This is a genomic window from Guggenheimella bovis (genome assembly GCF_054492335.1).
The window spans coordinates 808,140-824,639 of the sequence record NZ_JBQWTF010000001.1; the positions used below are offsets into that span (position 1 = coordinate 808,140).

14 protein-coding genes and 1 tRNA gene are annotated in these 16,500 nt (G+C 45.0%); 3 read left to right on the forward strand and 12 right to left on the reverse strand.

The genetic code is table 11. The features are described from left to right. Window positions 1-21: 21 nt before the first annotated feature. From ACUB3H_RS04050 to ACUB3H_RS04060, 3 genes are all read right to left on the reverse strand, one after another. Window positions 22-1,617 (reverse strand): cell wall-binding repeat-containing protein, encoded by a 1,596-nt coding sequence (locus ACUB3H_RS04050; RefSeq protein WP_459129378.1) that lies wholly within the window; start codon window positions 1,615-1,617, stop codon window positions 22-24. Between the two features lie 63 nt (window positions 1,618-1,680). Next, window positions 1,681-2,778 (reverse strand): glycosyltransferase family 4 protein, encoded by a 1,098-nt coding sequence (locus ACUB3H_RS04055; RefSeq protein ID WP_459129379.1) that lies wholly within the window; start codon window positions 2,776-2,778, stop codon window positions 1,681-1,683. Continuing rightward, on the reverse strand, window positions 2,779-3,945 hold the full coding sequence (locus tag ACUB3H_RS04060) for a nucleotide sugar dehydrogenase (protein ID WP_459129380.1): 1,167 nt from the start codon (window positions 3,943-3,945) through the stop codon (window positions 2,779-2,781). A 119-nt stretch (window positions 3,946-4,064) separates the two neighbouring features. Here ACUB3H_RS04060 and galU point away from each other — a divergent pair, with 119 nt between their 5' ends. Further along, complete coding sequence (gene galU / locus ACUB3H_RS04065) at window positions 4,065-4,943, forward strand: UTP--glucose-1-phosphate uridylyltransferase GalU (RefSeq protein ID WP_459129381.1); 879 nt, start codon at window positions 4,065-4,067, stop codon at window positions 4,941-4,943. 12 nt (window positions 4,944-4,955) lie between these two features. On the opposite strand, the gene ACUB3H_RS04070 is transcribed toward galU, so the two are convergent. The 6 genes from ACUB3H_RS04070 to ACUB3H_RS04095 are packed head-to-tail and all read right to left on the reverse strand — an operon-like array spanning window position 4,956 to window position 11,274. Next, window positions 4,956-6,014 (reverse strand): LCP family protein, encoded by a 1,059-nt coding sequence (locus ACUB3H_RS04070; RefSeq protein ID WP_459129382.1) that lies wholly within the window; start codon window positions 6,012-6,014, stop codon window positions 4,956-4,958. A gap of 3 nt (window positions 6,015-6,017) precedes the next feature. Next, window positions 6,018-7,160, reverse strand: a complete 1,143-nt coding sequence (locus tag ACUB3H_RS04075) for an LCP family protein (RefSeq protein WP_459129383.1) — start codon at window positions 7,158-7,160, stop codon at window positions 6,018-6,020. 39 nt (window positions 7,161-7,199) lie between these two features. After that, a complete protein-coding gene (locus tag ACUB3H_RS04080; RefSeq protein WP_459129384.1) occupies window positions 7,200-8,213 on the reverse strand; it encodes a Gfo/Idh/MocA family protein in 1,014 nt (337 codons plus the stop codon). Continuing rightward, on the reverse strand, window positions 8,213-9,613 hold the full coding sequence (locus tag ACUB3H_RS04085; RefSeq protein ID WP_459129385.1) for an aminoacyl-histidine dipeptidase: 1,401 nt from the start codon (window positions 9,611-9,613) through the stop codon (window positions 8,213-8,215). The genes ACUB3H_RS04080 and ACUB3H_RS04085 overlap by 1 nt, the downstream gene beginning before the upstream one ends. After that, window positions 9,607-10,053, reverse strand: a complete 447-nt coding sequence (locus ACUB3H_RS04090) for a YwiB family protein (RefSeq protein ID WP_459129386.1) — start codon at window positions 10,051-10,053, stop codon at window positions 9,607-9,609. The genes ACUB3H_RS04085 and ACUB3H_RS04090 overlap by 7 nt, the downstream gene beginning before the upstream one ends. Window positions 10,054-10,065: 12 nt before the next feature. Further along, complete coding sequence (locus ACUB3H_RS04095) at window positions 10,066-11,274, reverse strand: FprA family A-type flavoprotein (RefSeq protein ID WP_459129387.1); 1,209 nt, start codon at window positions 11,272-11,274, stop codon at window positions 10,066-10,068. A 246-nt stretch (window positions 11,275-11,520) separates the two neighbouring features. On the opposite strand from ACUB3H_RS04095, the gene ACUB3H_RS04100 reads away from it, so the two are divergent. Next, window positions 11,521-11,778, forward strand: coding sequence for a GlsB/YeaQ/YmgE family stress response membrane protein (locus ACUB3H_RS04100; protein WP_459129388.1), 258 nt, complete (start codon window positions 11,521-11,523; stop codon window positions 11,776-11,778). A 7-nt stretch (window positions 11,779-11,785) separates the two neighbouring features. Here the strand turns inward: ACUB3H_RS04100 and ACUB3H_RS04105 are convergent, their stop codons facing one another. Further along, window positions 11,786-12,967 carry a hypothetical protein gene (locus ACUB3H_RS04105; RefSeq protein WP_459129389.1) on the reverse strand — a complete coding sequence of 394 codons (1,182 nt, stop codon included), beginning with the start codon at window positions 12,965-12,967 and terminating at the stop codon, window positions 11,786-11,788. Next, the gene (gene gltX / locus ACUB3H_RS04110) at window positions 12,964-14,613 is read right to left on the reverse strand and encodes a glutamate--tRNA ligase (RefSeq protein WP_459129390.1); all 1,650 of its coding nucleotides are present in this window, start codon (window positions 14,611-14,613) and stop codon (window positions 12,964-12,966) included. The genes ACUB3H_RS04105 and gltX overlap by 4 nt, the downstream gene beginning before the upstream one ends. A gap of 78 nt (window positions 14,614-14,691) precedes the next feature. Between gltX and ACUB3H_RS04115 the strand changes: the two genes are divergently transcribed. Further along, a tRNA-Glu gene (locus ACUB3H_RS04115) sits at window positions 14,692-14,766 on the forward strand. A 409-nt stretch (window positions 14,767-15,175) separates the two neighbouring features. Here ACUB3H_RS04115 and ACUB3H_RS04120 read toward each other — a convergent pair. After that, a complete protein-coding gene (locus tag ACUB3H_RS04120) occupies window positions 15,176-16,474 on the reverse strand; it encodes a Sapep family Mn(2+)-dependent dipeptidase (protein ID WP_459129391.1) in 1,299 nt (432 codons plus the stop codon). Between the last annotated feature and the right edge of the window lie 26 nt (window positions 16,475-16,500).

Here is a 16,500-nt window from a genome sequence, read left to right on the forward strand (position 1 = left end):
TTTTGAGGTTTGCGTCAAGAATCAGGGCTTTTCGTAGAATACGCCCGCATCTCTTAACTTAGTAAAAAGATACCCGATCGAATGCGCTCCTACTGCATAACGATTCTTCTCTGGGTTCCAGCGATCATAGGAGTAGCCTTTGGCCATCTCTCTCCATAGAAGGAGCTCCTCTTTCGTCGCAATGTGTTCGATATATCCCTTGGGAGCTCCATCCTTTTTCCAAAAGCCTACAAACCATTTGGCGTCCTTTACTCTTTCAGGAAAGTTCTTCTGATAGAGCTTTTGAACTTGCTCTGCAATCGAGTGATCCCGCTTTCCACGAGAAAAGTCGTAGCGGTAATCCATGGTCACCGTCCTAAGTTCAATGGGGCGGTTCGGATAGCGGTTAATGAGACTTACGAGTCTCGGATAGAGCGTATCGATGTTTAAAACCCTTTCATCCATGTGGGAATAGTGAATGTGCTTTTTATCGACACCGAGTACACTTAAAGACTCTTCGAGCTCCGCATTACGGCTTAAAACGATCTCTTTATCCGTAATAGGATCGATTCCTTCTTTTTTAAGCCTGTCGTTAATGACATGGATGGTAGACGTCATGTTTCCATTCGTGGCTTGAAGAATGTGAATCTCTTTTCCCGCCTTGTAGTCACGAATGAGCTGTAGACCTAAAAAGACCGTCTCATCGTCTTGATGGGGGTTTATGTAGATCGCTAAGGGGCGATCTTTCGGTTCAAAGGTACCCATGACGCGGTCGTCTACGAGATCATCGCCGATGACGGTGATATCCCCCTTAAAAGGTAAGTGCTTTAACGACTCTGAAAAGAGCCTTAGCCGAGTCTCTTCGTCGATGAGATTTATGGCCGCTAAGGGGTTGGGAAAGGTAAGTCCTTTGGTCAGAACGAGCCTTTTCGCCTCTTTAAAAAAGCGTTCTCCTACTTTCTCGCTCGTTTCATAGCGCGTTCTTCCAGCAATTCGTTCGGGGTTCGGTAGATACTCTAAAGCCACCTTTTCGATGCACTTTTCTCCCCCTAAGACGTAGGCGCCCTCAAGCTTCGGGTAACGCGTTTTAATGTCTCGAAGTTCTAGTCCTTGGCGCGAAGTGAGTACGAGCGGAAGCTTTTCTTTAAGGGCTACAGCCATTCCCGAGATGGCATCCGAGAATTCTTCTCCGCTTGCGACGACGATCTTCGTGACGTCTTCTTTAAAGATCTCTTCGTTTACGGCGCGGTTTGTCGTATAGCGGTTTCCTCCCTTAATGACTGTAACTGGGGCGATCTCTTTTAGCTTTTCTAAGACCAACTTATCGAAGCCACCGCCTAATACGGTAATCTCTTTCACCTGTAGCCGTTTTAGCTCCTCTAGGACTCTCTCATCCGTTAGACGCGTAGACATAAGAAGAATCGGAGAGCGCTCCTTTATTAATAGAGCAGAAGCACTGAGGGCATCGGGAAAGTTTTCTCCATCGACGATGATGGCGCGATTTGCTTCAGAAAAGCTTTGTGCGGTAAGGATCGCGGTCTCGTAGCGATCCTCTCCTGTCATTCGTGTGAGATCCTCTGCGTATGCTGGTTTTATAAGTAGTAGTAAGAGTACGAGTAGTACTGTGAGCCTTTTCATTTGTCACCTCTTTATAAAAATTATAAGACTTTAAGGAAGTGAAAGCAAACGAAGAAAAGCGCCCTATTGGCGCTTTTCGTAGGCTTCTTTATAGAGTTCAAGGAGTTCCTTTGTAAGGGTCTCCCAGCTTCTTTGAAGCGTGTATTCACGGGCATTTTTAGAAAGGGTCCAGTAGTGCTCCTCGGATTCAAAGAGCTTATCGAGTGCCTTTACGTACTCTTCAGCTTCGTTTTCCATAATGGCATAACCATTGAAGCCGTCTTTTACGTTTTCTGTGACGCCACCTTTAAAGATACTTATGACAGGTAGTCCACTCGCCATGGCTTCCATGATGACGTTTCCGTACGTTTCCGATTCACTCGAAAAGACGAAGACGTCCTGGTTTCTGTACATCTCGTAGAGCTCTTCTCCACGCTTAAAGCCATGGTAGATGACATTTGGGGTGTTCTTTCCCTTTAGGTCTTCTAAGATCGGACCGTCTCCTACAATATGTAGCGTAAAGTCGTAGTTCTTTTCATTAAGTAGCTCTGCTAAGCGAATGAGTACATCGATCTTCTTTTCTAGAGCGACGCGTCCTACGTAGAGGAGGTTCTTCTTTTTCTCTAACTTTCTCTCAGGATTCGGATAGTACTTTTCCGTATCGATTCCTCGCTTCCAGATGACATTATTTTCTAGTCCCATCTCTTCGAGCTGTGCCTTGGAGTGCTCACTCGGTACGAGGTTCATGACGGCATGCTGATGGACGTGCTTTACGTAGGCTTCCATTAGAGGCTTCATGGCTTCAAAGGTATAAAGCCCTGCATAGAGCGGGAGGTTTGTCGTATAGGATGCAATAAAGGGAATCTTTTCATCCCTTGCGTAGTGCTGTGCGTGAAGACCTAATGGCCCTTCTGTGATGACGTGTACGACGTCGGGCTTATAGGCTTCAATCGCACTTTTAAAGATGGGATAGATTACAAAGGCAAAGTGAAGCTGATCGTAGAATAAGAACTTCATGCCCTTAAAGAAGTGGTGCTTCTCGTCATTTTCTTCCGGATTTCCTGGACAGAAGAGCTTGTATTCAAGACCTAGTTTTTCAAAGTACTTTTCTAGATAGACGACGGTATTTACGACACCGCTCACGTCAGGCGGATACGTGTCTATAACAACGGCGACTTTCATTTAGTTCCTCTGGAAGATGTCTCTCGTGTAGACTTTGTCTTTACAGTCGTAGAGATCGGGTTCTAAGCGGTTAGCGACGATGAGCTGAACGCTCTTTTTAAATTCTTTTAAGTCTTTCATGACCTCAAAGCCGTTAAATTCCTTCTCTTTGAGGTTGGGCTCATAGATGACACAAGGGATGTTCTCTCGCTTGAGTCCTTCTAGGATATCTATAATGGCGGCCGAGCGGAAGTTATCGGAGTCGCTCTTCATGATGAGGCGGAAGATTCCGACGCTCTTTGGCTTTTTCTTTACGATGCGTTCGATGATAAAGCGCTTTCTCGTGTTGTTGCTATCGACGATCGCTTGAATGATGTTATTGGGTGTATCAGAGTAGTTGGCCAGTAGCTGCTTGGTGTCTTTCGGTAAGCAGTAGCCACCGTAACCGAAGGAGGGATTGTTGTAGTGCATGCCGATGCGTGGGTCAAGGCTTACGCCCTCGATGATCTCTTTACTGCTTAGTTTCTTCTTTTCGCAGTAGCTATCGAGCTCGTTAAAAAAGCCGATGCGAAGAGCGAGATAGGCGTTACTAAAAAGCTTGATCGACTCTGCTTCTTCCGGATGCACAAGAAGCGTCGGAACGCTCTTTTCGATCACGAGACTCTTATAAATCTCTAGAATCTTTTTAGCATCGTCGTTGACGTCTCCTACGATTATTCTCGAAGGATGTAAGCAGTCATAGAGTGCCTGACCTTCTCGTAAAAACTCTGGGGCAAAGTAGATTCTTTTAAAGCGGAAGCGCTCTCTCATGCGGTTTACAAAGCCTATGGGAATGGTCGAACGAATGACGATCATGGCTTCGGGAGCATACCTTAAGACGCTCTCAATGCTCTCTTCAACGGTCGATGTGTCGAAGTAGTGCGTCACCGAGTCGTAATTTGTAGGCGTTGCAATGAGTACCATCTCGGCATCCTTTAAGGCCTTTTCTTTGTCCGTCGTGACGTTCTTTGCAAGCTTCGACGTGCGTAAGAATTCGCCCATGAGCGTATCTGAGATGGGAGATTTTCTGTCTTCGATCGCTTTGATCTTCTTTTCGTCGATGTCGAGTGCTTTTACCGGGTGCTTCGTAGAAAGAAGGAGTGCATTCGCGAGCCCTACGTAACCTAAACCAACAACTGTTATGTTCATTTCTTCACCTCTTTAGGCTATTGTATGAAAGCAGTATGCGGGAAAGATTAATAGGAGGTTAAATCAGCATTATGTATGATTCCAGAAAAAAGATGCTATACTTTGTTTAGGAGGAATGTATGAAAATTAGTAAAGCAGTCATCCCAGCCGCTGGTCTTGGAACTCGATTCTTGCCTTTCACGAAGAGTATGCCTAAAGAAATGCTAAACGTGGTCGATAAGCCGACCATTCAGTATAACGTCGAGGAGCTCATTGAGAGCGGCATCGACGATATCTTAATCATTACGGCAAGAAATAAGGACGCGATTCTAAACCACTTTGACGAGACGCCGGAGCTCGACGAGTCTTTGAGAAAATCGAACAAGCTCGAGCTTTTAGAGATTAGTAAACAGGCCTCTAGTTTAGGCCACATCCACTTTGTTCGCCAAGGCATCGCCAAGGGCTTAGGTCACGCGGTGCTCTGTGCAGAGAGCTTCTGTCACGAGGAGCCCTTCTTAGTCTTACTAGGTGACGATGTGCTCTATAATAAAGACAATCCTGCCACAAAGCAGCTTATCGATATCTACGAACAGACGGGTGGTTCTGTGATCGCCGTTAAGGAAGTGCCACTCGAACACACGTCTCGCTATGGAATTGTAGCAGGTGAAGAGGTCTCTCCTGGTCTCATTCGCTTAAATCACATTGTTGAAAAGCCAGACCCCAAGGACGCTCCGACAAACTTAGCCGTCATCGGTCGCTACCTTCTCTCTCCTACGATCTTTAAGCTTTTAAAGGAGACGGAACCTGGTAAAGGTGGGGAGATTCAGCTTACAGATGCCATCGCAAAGCTCTTAGAAATTGAACCCGTCTACGCGTTTAAAGTCGATGCCAAGCGCTACGACGTAGGCGATAAACTCGGATACTTAGAAGCTACCGTTGAATACGCCTTAAGACATCCTGAATTAGGAAAAGGTTTCTTAGAATATCTCAAAGAAAAACACAAAGAAGGTCTCTTTTAGAGGCCTTCTTTTTTAGTAAAAGGGTATCGCTTCAATTTTTTTAATGTACTTCTTGACTCGCTCTGAGGGCTCGTAACTTTCGTCATCGTAAACGAGTCGATGGAGCTCTTTTAAGTCTTTTTTGAGGTTTCTTGAGACCTCATACCAGATGCTCTTATAGCGGTAGCTGTCGTGCTTAATAGGGAAGGTTCCCTCGACAAACTGGGCCGAAGAGCGGATCGAGACGTAGAAGTCTAGTAGTGAAAAGACCGAAGAATAGTCATAAGAAGTCTCGACTCTAGGAAGCATGTCGCGAGCCACTTGATAGAGGTCTGCTGCTGGCATGGTCTTAAGCTTCTTTAGAATCTCTAGGATGACTTCACGCTGTCTACCCGTACGCGCACCGTCTCCGCCACTTTGAAGTCGACTTCTCACGTAGATCTGGCTTTCGTTTCCATCGAGCGTATACCAGCCGGTCTTTTCTTTGGGCTTCGCGTGATAGTATTCGCCATTTTCTGCCATGTAGTTAAAGTCTTTGAGTTCTCCCTCATCGATATAGACTTTAACGCCTCCAACGCGGTCTACGAGCGTTCGTAGATCGTCGTAGTCAAATTGAACGAAGTCTCGGATGTCGAGATCGAAGTTCATGTTCATGGCTTTGATCGTCTCTAAGGGACCTCCGTACTTGTAGTTCATGTTGAGCTTTTCGAAGTTTTCAGTAGACGGTGCAAAGGCGATCGTATCTCGCATAAAAGACGTCATGCGAATGTCTTTCGATCCTTTTTTTAAGGTCACCATGATCATGATGTCAGAGCGCTGACCGTCTGCGTAGCCACTCGGCTGATCGACTCCGATCACGAGAATATTTACGATGTCCTTTGAAAAGAAGCTCGAGGGCTCCTTTGTCATCCCTTCTGTCGTTGTCACTTCGGGGCGTGCGGTAATCCCTAGACTCTCGTCGTCCTTTGGAATCGATACGGTATTCAGTTTTGGTACGAGCACATCCCAGAGAATACTAACCGTTCCTAGGATTACGATTAAAAGAAGGGCAATGCGTTCTCGCTTGCCCCATTTAAAGTCTCCAAGTCGCATGGATTATTCGACTCCTGTTCGTTCGACGATCGTATTGGAGTATTCCTCTACACGATCAGACGGTGTATAGCTTTCTAGTCCAAAGATATCCTTGTGGAACGTCTCGACGTTCGATTTTAACGTCTTTGGTATTACATACCAGAGTTTATCGCCCTTATAGATCTTTCCTTCAGATTCTACCGGGAAGGTTCCTGAAGAGAGCGTTGCAGAGCTCTTAATGGTCTCAAAGTATTCGAGCATCTCGACCATCTTTCCGTAGGTATAAGAAGTCTGAACACTTGGAACGATGCGCTGAGCGATCTCTAGAAGCTCGGAGAGGTTCTTTTTCTTCGCACGTTCAAAGACGCTCTTTAAGATCTCACGTTGTCTTTCGTTACGGCCTGGGTCATCGCCCGTATTATGTCTAATTCTCGCATACGTTAGAGCCTGCTGACCGTCCATTACGACATCACCGAGACCAGGTGCTTTTGTACCCTGATGCTTCATCTCTTTGGCTTCTGCCTTATCGACATTGACGTCTACGCCACCGACGGCATTGACGAGTTTTCTTAAAGCATGGTAGTCAAAGGCTACGAAGTTTTCGATGTTCATGTCTAAGTTTTGGTTTACGGTCATGAGCGTTCCTACAGGACCGTCGTAAGCAAAGGCGTGAGTGAGCTTTTCATAGGTTCCCTTTTTCGGTAGGTAAACCATGGTATCTCTCGAAAGGCTCGTAAGCTTAATGTCCTTTGTGACTTTATTGATGCTCATGATCATCATGACATCACTTCGTCTCGCGTCGTAGCCTTCGCCGTCGACACCGATTAAGAGGACATTTAAGACGTCTTTTTCTTTACTTGAAAGTTCTTCCTTTTCGTCTTGAGTGAGGTTCTCATTTTCTGTGATACCTAGCGCTTCCTTATCGACAGGAACTTCGACGCTGTTGAGCTCTGGTAGCATGGCGAAAATGGCGCTCACTCCGACTAAGCCAAGAAGAACGAGTGTGAAGAGCACTTGAAGAACTCGCTTACCTGTTTTTGTTTTTTTCTTCTGGTAAGGAATTTCTTCTCTTGCTTCAGGCTCCGACTTCTGTGGTTCTAGTTGTTTTTTTGGTTCATCTTTATACGGAACCTTTTTCGTTGGTTCCTTATTTATTTGGTATGACATGTATTCCCCCTTTTTGATACTGAGATATTATACAGTATTTTAGGGTCTCTTACAATCTTCGTAGCTTTTTAAGACAATTTCAACACTTTTACGGCCTTCTCTACCAGAGATATAGGGCTCTCTTCCTTCTAAGATTGCTTCCGAAAAGTCCTTATAAAGTGGAGTATGTCCGCTACCGTAGACGTTTTCAACGACGCTCGAAGCGTCCTCGTGGTCGTAGTCGCGCTCGTCTTCAAAGTTCCAGACTTTAAGTTCATTCACGGCTAATCCACCGATCACGACCGTTCCCTTTTCACCGAAGACAGAGAGCGTCTCTTCAAGGTTTTTAGGGTAGACACAAGCACTTCCTTCGACGAGGCCGATGCTGTCGTTTTCAAAGCGAAGGAGGAGCGCACCGAAGTCTTCCATCTCGATATCTCGAAGGAAGGTTCCGCGCTCACTTTTTACGCTCTTTAAGGGACTATTCATCATCCACTGCAAGAGGTCGATGTTATGAATACACTGATTCATGAGTGTTCCGCCATCCAAGGCTTTTGTTCCTCTCCAGGGTGCAATGTCGTAGTAGTTCTGATCTCTCGTCCAGAGGATGCGAGCGGTGATATTTATGATGCGTCCGAAGCGACCCTCTTCGATGGCACGACGGAGCTTTTGAATGGGCTTATTAAAGCGGTTCTGATGGCATACGCCGACTGTTAGATGATGCGCTTCTGCGTAGTCGTTAATGGCATCGATCTCTTCTAGCGTCATCGCCATGGGCTTTTCGATGAGTACGTGCTTACCGGCTTTAAGGGCCTCTAAGGCAATTTCACCGTGGTAGCCGCTTTCTGTAGCGATGGCTACGGCTTCAATGTCTTCACGGCTTAAAAGCGTCTTGTAGTCTTTATAGAGAAAGACGTCTCTACCGGTCGCTTCTTGATATTGTTTTTTTCTATCTTGCATGCGCTCTTCGACGAGGTCACTTAGGGCAACGAGTGTCAAAGTGTCCTTGTTATCGATGAGAGCTTGAACGTGTTTATAGCTGATTCTTCCACAGCCAATGATAGCAAAGCGCATTAGAGCCTCTTTAGCACTTCAAGAAGCATCTTGTAGGTGCGCTCTGTACTTGAAATAGAGAGTCTTTCCTTTGGCGTATGAACGTCGAACATCTCAGGACCGATGGAGATCATGTCGAGGTTTCCGATGCGTTCTTTAAAGATACCGCACTCGAGACCTGCGTGAATGACCATCTCTTCAGCATCTTTTCCGGTGAGTTCACGATAGACGTCGTGGAAGACACCGCGCAGAGAGCTCTCTGGTTCAAAGGCCCAACCGGGGTAATCGCCTTGGCTTTCAAGTGTTCCACCGAAGCGCTTTGATAGGCGCTCATAGAGGTTCATAAGTTCTCTCTTTTTACTGTCTAAAGAGGAGCGGTGTGAACTCTCAAAGACGACCTCATGGTCTCGAGTTTCTACGACTCCGAGGTTTGTCGAGGTCTCTACGAGTCCTTCTAAGAATTGACTCATACCGAGAACGCCAAAAGGTAGAATATTTAAGAGGTCGATGACCTTTTCTGTACTATCTTTATCGAAGGCTTCCGTCTCATTCGAAAGCTCTTCAAAGGTTACCCTTACATCGGGGTCACTCTTTTGTGATTCGTGAGAAAAGATTTCTGTAAAGTCCACTTCAGGAAGAGCATTGGTCGTAAAGATGGCTTCCGCTCTCTTGGCGATGGCATTCATCTTTTCTCCACCCTTTACCATTACGAGTCGAATGTCACCGAGACCACTTAGAACGCGTCCCATGAGTTTATTGGCATTGGAACGAAGCTTATCGATCTCCATGCCACTGTGACCTCCCTTTAAGCCGTCGATCACGACGCGGTACGTCTTCGCCATGGGATTCTTTTCTTTTTTCACAGGAAGCTTTAAGAAGTTTCTTACACCACCAGCACAACCTGTCGTAAAGATGCCTTCTTCTTCGGAGTCAATATTTATAAGTCTCGTCGCTTTAAAAAGCGAACCATCGACTTCTGTCGCACCTAGTAGACCGATCTCTTCGTCGGTCGTGATGAGGGCTTCGATGGCAGGGTGAGGAAGGCTTGGGTCATCTAAGATGGCTAAAATCATAGCGACAGCGATGCCGTTATCAGCTCCTAAGGTCGTGCCCTTCGTCTGAACGAAGTCTCCAACCACCTCTAATGGAAGGGGAGATTCAAAGTCGAAGTCAAAGTCTGCTAAGCAGACCATGTCCATGTGACCTTGAAGGACGACGGGTTCGTGATCCTCGTAGCCTTTGGAGGCCGGCTTTTTAATGAGGACATTCAAGGCTTTATCTTGATGAACTTCTAGAGAGCGTTCTTTAGCGAAGCTTACGAGGAAGTCACTCATTCTTTGGTTATCACTGCTGCAATGAGGAATGGTCGTAAGCTTTTCAAAGAACGTAAAGACGTTCGTGGGTTTTAAGTTTTCTAACATAGTGCTTCATTCTCCTTTTTCACAGGCTCTGTGATCGTAATCGTCACCTGATTTAATGCCGACTCAAGGTCTCCAAGACTCATGCTGTAGAGAATCATTGCTTTCCCTAAACCAGCATCCATGTTCAGTTCTACACGTTTCGTTTCGAGCTTGGTCGTAATGAAGCCTGCAGGAGTAGGATAGTCCATGAGCTCTCTGAGTCCTTCTTTAAAGTTCATGATGTAGTGGTCATCTTCATGAATACTTCGCACGACAAAGTCGGGACCAATTTCAATTTGTCCCGTAACAGGTGCTTCATTTTCCGTGAGATATTCTTTATACGTATAGGTATAACTATACTTGTGCTTTTCCATCTCGGCTTCGGTAAAGAAGACCATCTTTTGTTCGTCTTTGGTATTCACTTCGAACGTGGTTTCAATCGTAATATGAACGGGTTTCAATGAGCGTCCTTTCTAGGAACGAAGACTTTTAATAAGCTCCATGACCGCTTCTTCCACTTGTTTCTTCGATTCATCGGTTGGAGTTCCGTTAAATTCGATCCCTTGAAGTGTCGTAAAGTTCATGCGGTTGCGTTCAACAATTTCGTTATATTCTTTTAGAGCTCCACCACTCCAGCCGTAGCTACCGAGGTAGATGGCCGTCTTATTGTAGAGTCTCTTCTTGCCCATTTCCTCTAAGGTCGATGCGACCATAGGGAACATCTTATACTCGTAGGTAGGAGCAGCTACGATAAGACCCTTGCAGTCGAAGCTCTTTTCTAGGACTGTTCCTAAATCCGTTGCAGGAACCTCCATCGATTCATAGCTTATACCCTCGCGTTCTAAGAGGGATTCAACAAAGTGAACCATCTTTTCGGTCATGCCGTACATGCTACCCCAGACGATGGCAATCTTCTCTTCTCCACCGTTCTTCTGGTAAGCTGCATAGCGCTCGTAGTCACTGAAGATCTTTTCGAGCTTGTCGTCCCAGATGAGACCGTGACCGGGAGCGATGGTTTCAGGTTCTAGAGCTTTGGCTTTTTCAATGGCCTTTTGAACCATGGGGCTAAAGGTCATTAAAATGTTTGAGAAGTAGCGCTTTTGACCGTCTTCAAATTGAGAGAGTTCCTCCATGGTATAAGCGCTAGAAGTAATCTTATCTAATGTGCCAAAGGCACCGAAGTTATCACAGCAAAAGAGTGTCTTCGTTAAAGAGTCGAGGCACATGAAGGTATCTGGCCAGTGTACGTTAGGAGCTTTGTGGAAGCTTAAGGTGCGACCACCTAAGTCGAGCGTGTCACCGTCTGAAACGACAACGACGTTCTCTTCGATGCCAAAGAAAGCTTTAATGAGTGCTGCACTTTCTTTACCAGCGTAGATCTTAGCCTTTGGGTTTAAGGAACAGAAGCTTGGAATCCAACCGCTGTGGTCAGGCTCCATGTGGTTAACAACTAAGTAGTCGACATCAGAGACTTCAATATCGAGCTCTTTTAGCCAAGCGTAGAGTGTCTCTGGAACGCCGTCCCAACCGATGAAGCCATCGATGACAGCTGTCTTTTCTCCCTTTACGACATAGGAATTTAGGGTTACACCTTCGTGTAGATCCCACATGCCTTCAAAGAGAATTTCTTCAACATTTAAAGAGAGAGCATGGATGCCCTTTTTGATTTCAACTGAGTGCATAAAAACCTCCAAAAGTTTCTGATTTTATCATATCATACAGAGAATAAAAAAGGAAAAAGAGCAAGCTCTTTTTCCTGGTGGCAGGGGATGTCGGGATCGAACCGACGAATATACGGGTCAGAGCCGTATGCCTTAACCGCTTGGCCAATCCCCAGTAACATTACGATGATACAGAATTTAACCCTTGATGTCAAGAATTATTCTAAATGGGGCAAGTATGAGATACATCACTTGAAAGGAGAGATTATGAATATAATAGGACTTATCGTTCAGCTACTGATCGGTGCTGTAATCGGTTGGATTGCTGGAGCGATCATGAGAGATCAAAGAGGTCTCATCGGCAACATCATCGTAGGTATCGTCGGTACGGCCATCGGTAGTTACCTTGCAACACACGTTTTTCATACAAACTTTGGAGACTTAGATGTAAAAACGATTCTTTTAAGTGTCCTAGGTGCAATGATCTTACTTTGGGTTAAGAAACTCATCTTTGGTAAAAAATAATGCCGGGTTAACCGGCATTTTTTGTTTTTCTAGGAAAAACTTTCTCGTAGTACTTTGAAACAAAGTACAGAACGAGTGCATTACATACGATAGCTAAGAACTTAAACCACGTGCTTGTCGTAACCTCTGCCATCGCTAAGAGGTAGAGGATCGTAAAGAAGGACCACTTTAGATAAAGGTGCTTACTACAAGCATCGTCAAACCACTTGGAGCTCACGGTGAGTCCTAGGAGAACCGCCGTATGAATGATGAAGGCCTTAATGTATCCGTAGACGAATACGAGGTCTCCTACAAAGTAAGTGGGGTTCGATCCGCTCACATGGTAGATGTGAGCGTGGACGACGTTCGATAGTGGAACCTTTCCTAGGATGAGCCCCGTATCTTTTAGGTAGATTCGATCGATAAAGCCCGATCCTTGGGTGACAAAGAGTCTTCGGACCATTCCTAAGATGTTCTTTGTAATGTCTCGAGTGAGGTATCCGAAGCCTTCTTTTAAGCCAAAGTAGAAGATGGCAGAAACGACACCCATCACGATCACTCTCCAATCGAGTTTAAGCTTTAAGACGTAAACCCAGATGAAGAAGAGGAAGTACAAGAAGACGCCTTTGTTTCCACCGATGAGTAAAAGGCAAGAGATGAATCCGATCATAACGACGTGCATGAGAGGACTCGTCTTTCTCGTCTCTATGATGTAGAAGTAAAAGCTAGGTACAACATAATAGACAAAGGTCATGACCGTAAAGTATAAGGGAATACTTCCTGTAGAGTCTGGCCTATAGGGGTTCTTCTCTGCATCCTGTGTGAGCGCCATAATGAGTGGAAAGCGGTCTCTAAAGTAGAAGATGTAAAGAAGGATGACGACAACGATTCCTGCCATGTAGAGGGTGATTAAGGGGTTACTCTTAATCGCTTCTAGCGGCTTAAAAACAGGGAGCTTTTGCTTTAAAAGCAGGATCGCTGAAAAGCTCAGTAAGATTACGATACTAAAGAGAATAAAGGCCTCTAGGTGTTGATCCTTAAAGTATCGATACGTACGTCCTCCAAAGATGTAATAAGAAGGCGTAAAGTAAAAGATCGTCGATGCCATAAAGAGATAGATTGCCAAAGACTTTTCGTACTCCTTATATCTTATAACGATGAGTATGAGAAGTAGAAAGGCTATGGTAAGTGCGGCAAAATATCCCATCATAAGCTATTCCTAAAGCTTTCAATGCGTTTTTTCGTAAGCTCACACCCTAAAATTTGCTGAATGGCATGAATGTCGGGTGCATTCTGTCGTCCAGTAAGAGCTAAGCGAATGAGCGTAGAGACGTCAGCAACAGAGCCCTTGTAGTTTTCTGGATGCTTCTTGTAATCGCCCATCTTTACTGCATAGTTATACTTGGTTGCAATATCTCTTACACCCTGGAACCAACCGGATGCATCGAGGGAATGGTCGTAGCTTTGTAGGTACTCGTCTAGGAGGACTTTTGCTTCTTCATTAGAAATCTTTTCTGGAAGAGCGTCCTCGACGTTAAAGTATTCTTCGTAGAAGAATTGAATCTGACCAAACATCTGACTAGCAGAGGAGTAGTCCTTTCTAGGATTCTTCTGATCACGACCGATGGAAAGGATAGCTACGAGCTTCTCTTCGTCTTTAGAGAGGACTTCATAAGCTTCAGGGTTATATTCCTTCGCCCACTCTAAGAGGAAGTCTTTAAGCTCTCTCGGGTCGATCGTTACGAGCATGTTTTTAGAGATGTCATTCAGTTTGTCGATGTCAAAGAGTGCACCGCTACCGCCGACCTTTTCAATAGAAAAGGGGAACTCAAAGGCATCAGCGAGAGGATTTTCTAAACGCCACTCTTCGAAGTTTGAATTTAATAAGGTTAAGAGATAGTCGATGACAGCTTTGGGATGGTATCCAACTTCTTTATAGAATCCTAAGCTTAGCTCAGGGTCTTTTCTCTTAGAAAGCTTACGTCGATTTCCATCATCGAGCTTCATTAAGTGCGCTGTATGGCAAAAGACAGGCTTTTCCCATCTTAAAATGTCAAAGAGTTCAATGTGAAGTGGGAAAGTTGAAAGATATTCTTCACCACGCACAATATGAGTAATGTGCATAAAGTGATCGTCTACGACGTGAGCAAAGTGATACGGAGGAATGCCGTCGCTCTTCATGAGAACGCTGTCGAGGTTATTAGGGCGAACTCTCACCTCTCCTCGAATGCCATCTTGAACGAGGTCTCCCTCACCCTCTAGATTTCTAGACTTTAAGCGAAGTACCCATGGCATACCGCTCTTGAGCTTCTCTTCAATCTCTTCTAAGGTTAAGAGGCGATCTGTGGCCCACTCTCCGAAGTAACCCGTCTGAAGGGCACCTTCGGCTTCTTGACGAGCACGGAGAGCCTCAAGCTCTTCTTCCGTCTGAAAAGAAGGATAAGCATAGCCTTCTTCTACGAGCTTCTTTGCGACAACGGAGTAAATCTCTTTACGAGCACTCTGATAATAGGGACCGTAGATTCCTTGTTCCCCATCGTGAAGTACACCTTCGTCAAACTCGATACCAAAATATTTGAGCGTCTCTAGAAGCACCTCTTCTGCACCCTCTACACGACGTTTATCGTCGGTATCTTCAATGCGAAGGATCAGTGTTCCACCGCTCGTATGAGCTAAGCGCTCATCTAAAAGAGCGCTATATAAGTTACCTAAGTGAATAAAACCTGTAGGAGAAGGGGCCATACGTGTGACCTTTGCTCCTTCAGTAAGCTCACGCTTAGGAAAGCGTAATTCTAAATCTTCAATTGTTTCCGTAACAGACGGATAAAGCATTTGAGCGAGTTTCTTCGTGTCCATAATTCCTCCCACATTATAGTAGCATAAAAAAGTGCTTTACAAAATAACTAGAACATGTTATATTTCTTTGGTACACACGGCCCATTGGTCAAGCGGTCAAGACGTCACCCTCTCACGGTGAAATCATGGGTTCGATTCCCGTATGGGTCACCAATCATTTTTCAGAAGAGTATGAAGGGAACATGAAACCCTTGCAATCACTCCATTTGAAAAGGATAAAAGCACTCAACCTAAGAATAGGTGAGTGCTTTTTTTCGTAGTCAAATCGGGGTCAAAAATGTCTCCTGAAAAGACAATAAGAGCCTTAATAACACTTGTTTGACACACGCTTTGTGATGTTATTAAATGAGTGCACAGAGTCGACTCTGAAAAGCAACGCTTTACAAATCCTTAGGAGTAGCCCCCACGATACGGGAAAGGCCAAAACTAAGGATTTACTTTTTTATCTGGAGTTTTTCCGAGCGATTCAAAAATTTTTCAAAAAAAGCGGGCGTTGGTCGTAACCGCCACCCATGAAAAACCTAATGGTTTTTTTGTTCACACCAGTACAATACCACAAATATTATTCAACAAGTAGTCTCTTAAAGGCCTCTTTATAGACCTCATAGGTCACTTCGATATCCTTTAAAGGAACTCTTTCGTTGGGTTCATGAATATGATAATTTTTTCCTGGTAGAGAGGGACCAAAGCTAATGAAGTTCTTCATGGCTCTAGCGTAAGTTCCTCCACCACTGATGACAGGTTCTGTCATATCTCCTGTGACATCTCTAAAGCTCTGAACGAGCGTTTGAACAAAGTCGGATTCTTTTGGTAGGTAGAGACTATCTAGCTTACTTTTGACCTCTGCATGAAGTCCGTAGGCTTTGCCGTCCTCGTTCATCTCCTCGATTACCTTCTCCACATCAAAGGTAACAGGTAGACGCATGTCGATCTTTAGGACTTCTTCCTCTGGTCCAAGTTCTACGAGACCGAGGTTAACTGTCATCGATCCGCTCTCTTTATCACTTGTAACCTTTAAAAGCTTTTCTCCACGAGGAGCATTGAGGAGCTTATCATGGACATATTTAGCAGCTGGACTCTCTTTTCCACTTTGATGGAGGGCACTTAATAGCTCGATGAGTGCATTCTTTCCTTCAAAGCTCACTGCAGCATGGGCGTTCTTTCCCTTTACAACGAGCTCTCCATTTTCTTCAGTTACTGTTGAACCCATCTCCTCTAGCTTCTTCTTTACCTCTTCATCCTTTTGGTAGCGTGCTTCACCACAGACGACGTTATAAGCGACACCACTCTTTAACGATAGGTCGCTTCCTTTTCCCTTGAGGTCCACTTGTAAGATGGTCTTTTCTACGTAAACGACGGGGAAGTCACTGTCTGGTACGATGCCATAAGCTGGAATCTCCATTCCATCGGCCTTATACTTATTAATTCCTCTCCAGTCGGTCTCTTCGTCGGTTCCTAGAATAAATCTTACTCGCTTGTTGAGTTTCTTATCCTTTAATACGTCTAAAAGTGCATGAAGAGCGATGACAATGGGTCCCTTGTCGTCACTTACACCTCTACCGTAGATGTTTTCTTCATCTTGATAGAATTCAAAGGGTGCATGTGTCCATTCGCTGACGTTTCCTGCAGGTACGACATCGAGGTGTCCTAGGATTCCAAAGAGCTCTCCTGTACCCATTTCTGCGTATCCGTAATAGCCTTGTGGATCTTTATAGGTCTCAAATCCGTACGACTTAAACATCTCTAGTGCTTCATTTAATGCTTGGTCGATTCCGTCTCCTAAGGGCTTCTCTCCCCCTTGTTCTACACAGACGGATGGGATGTTGACTAATCGTTTGATGTCCTTTAATAGTTGTTCCATGTTTCCTCCTAGCTCTATTGTATCCA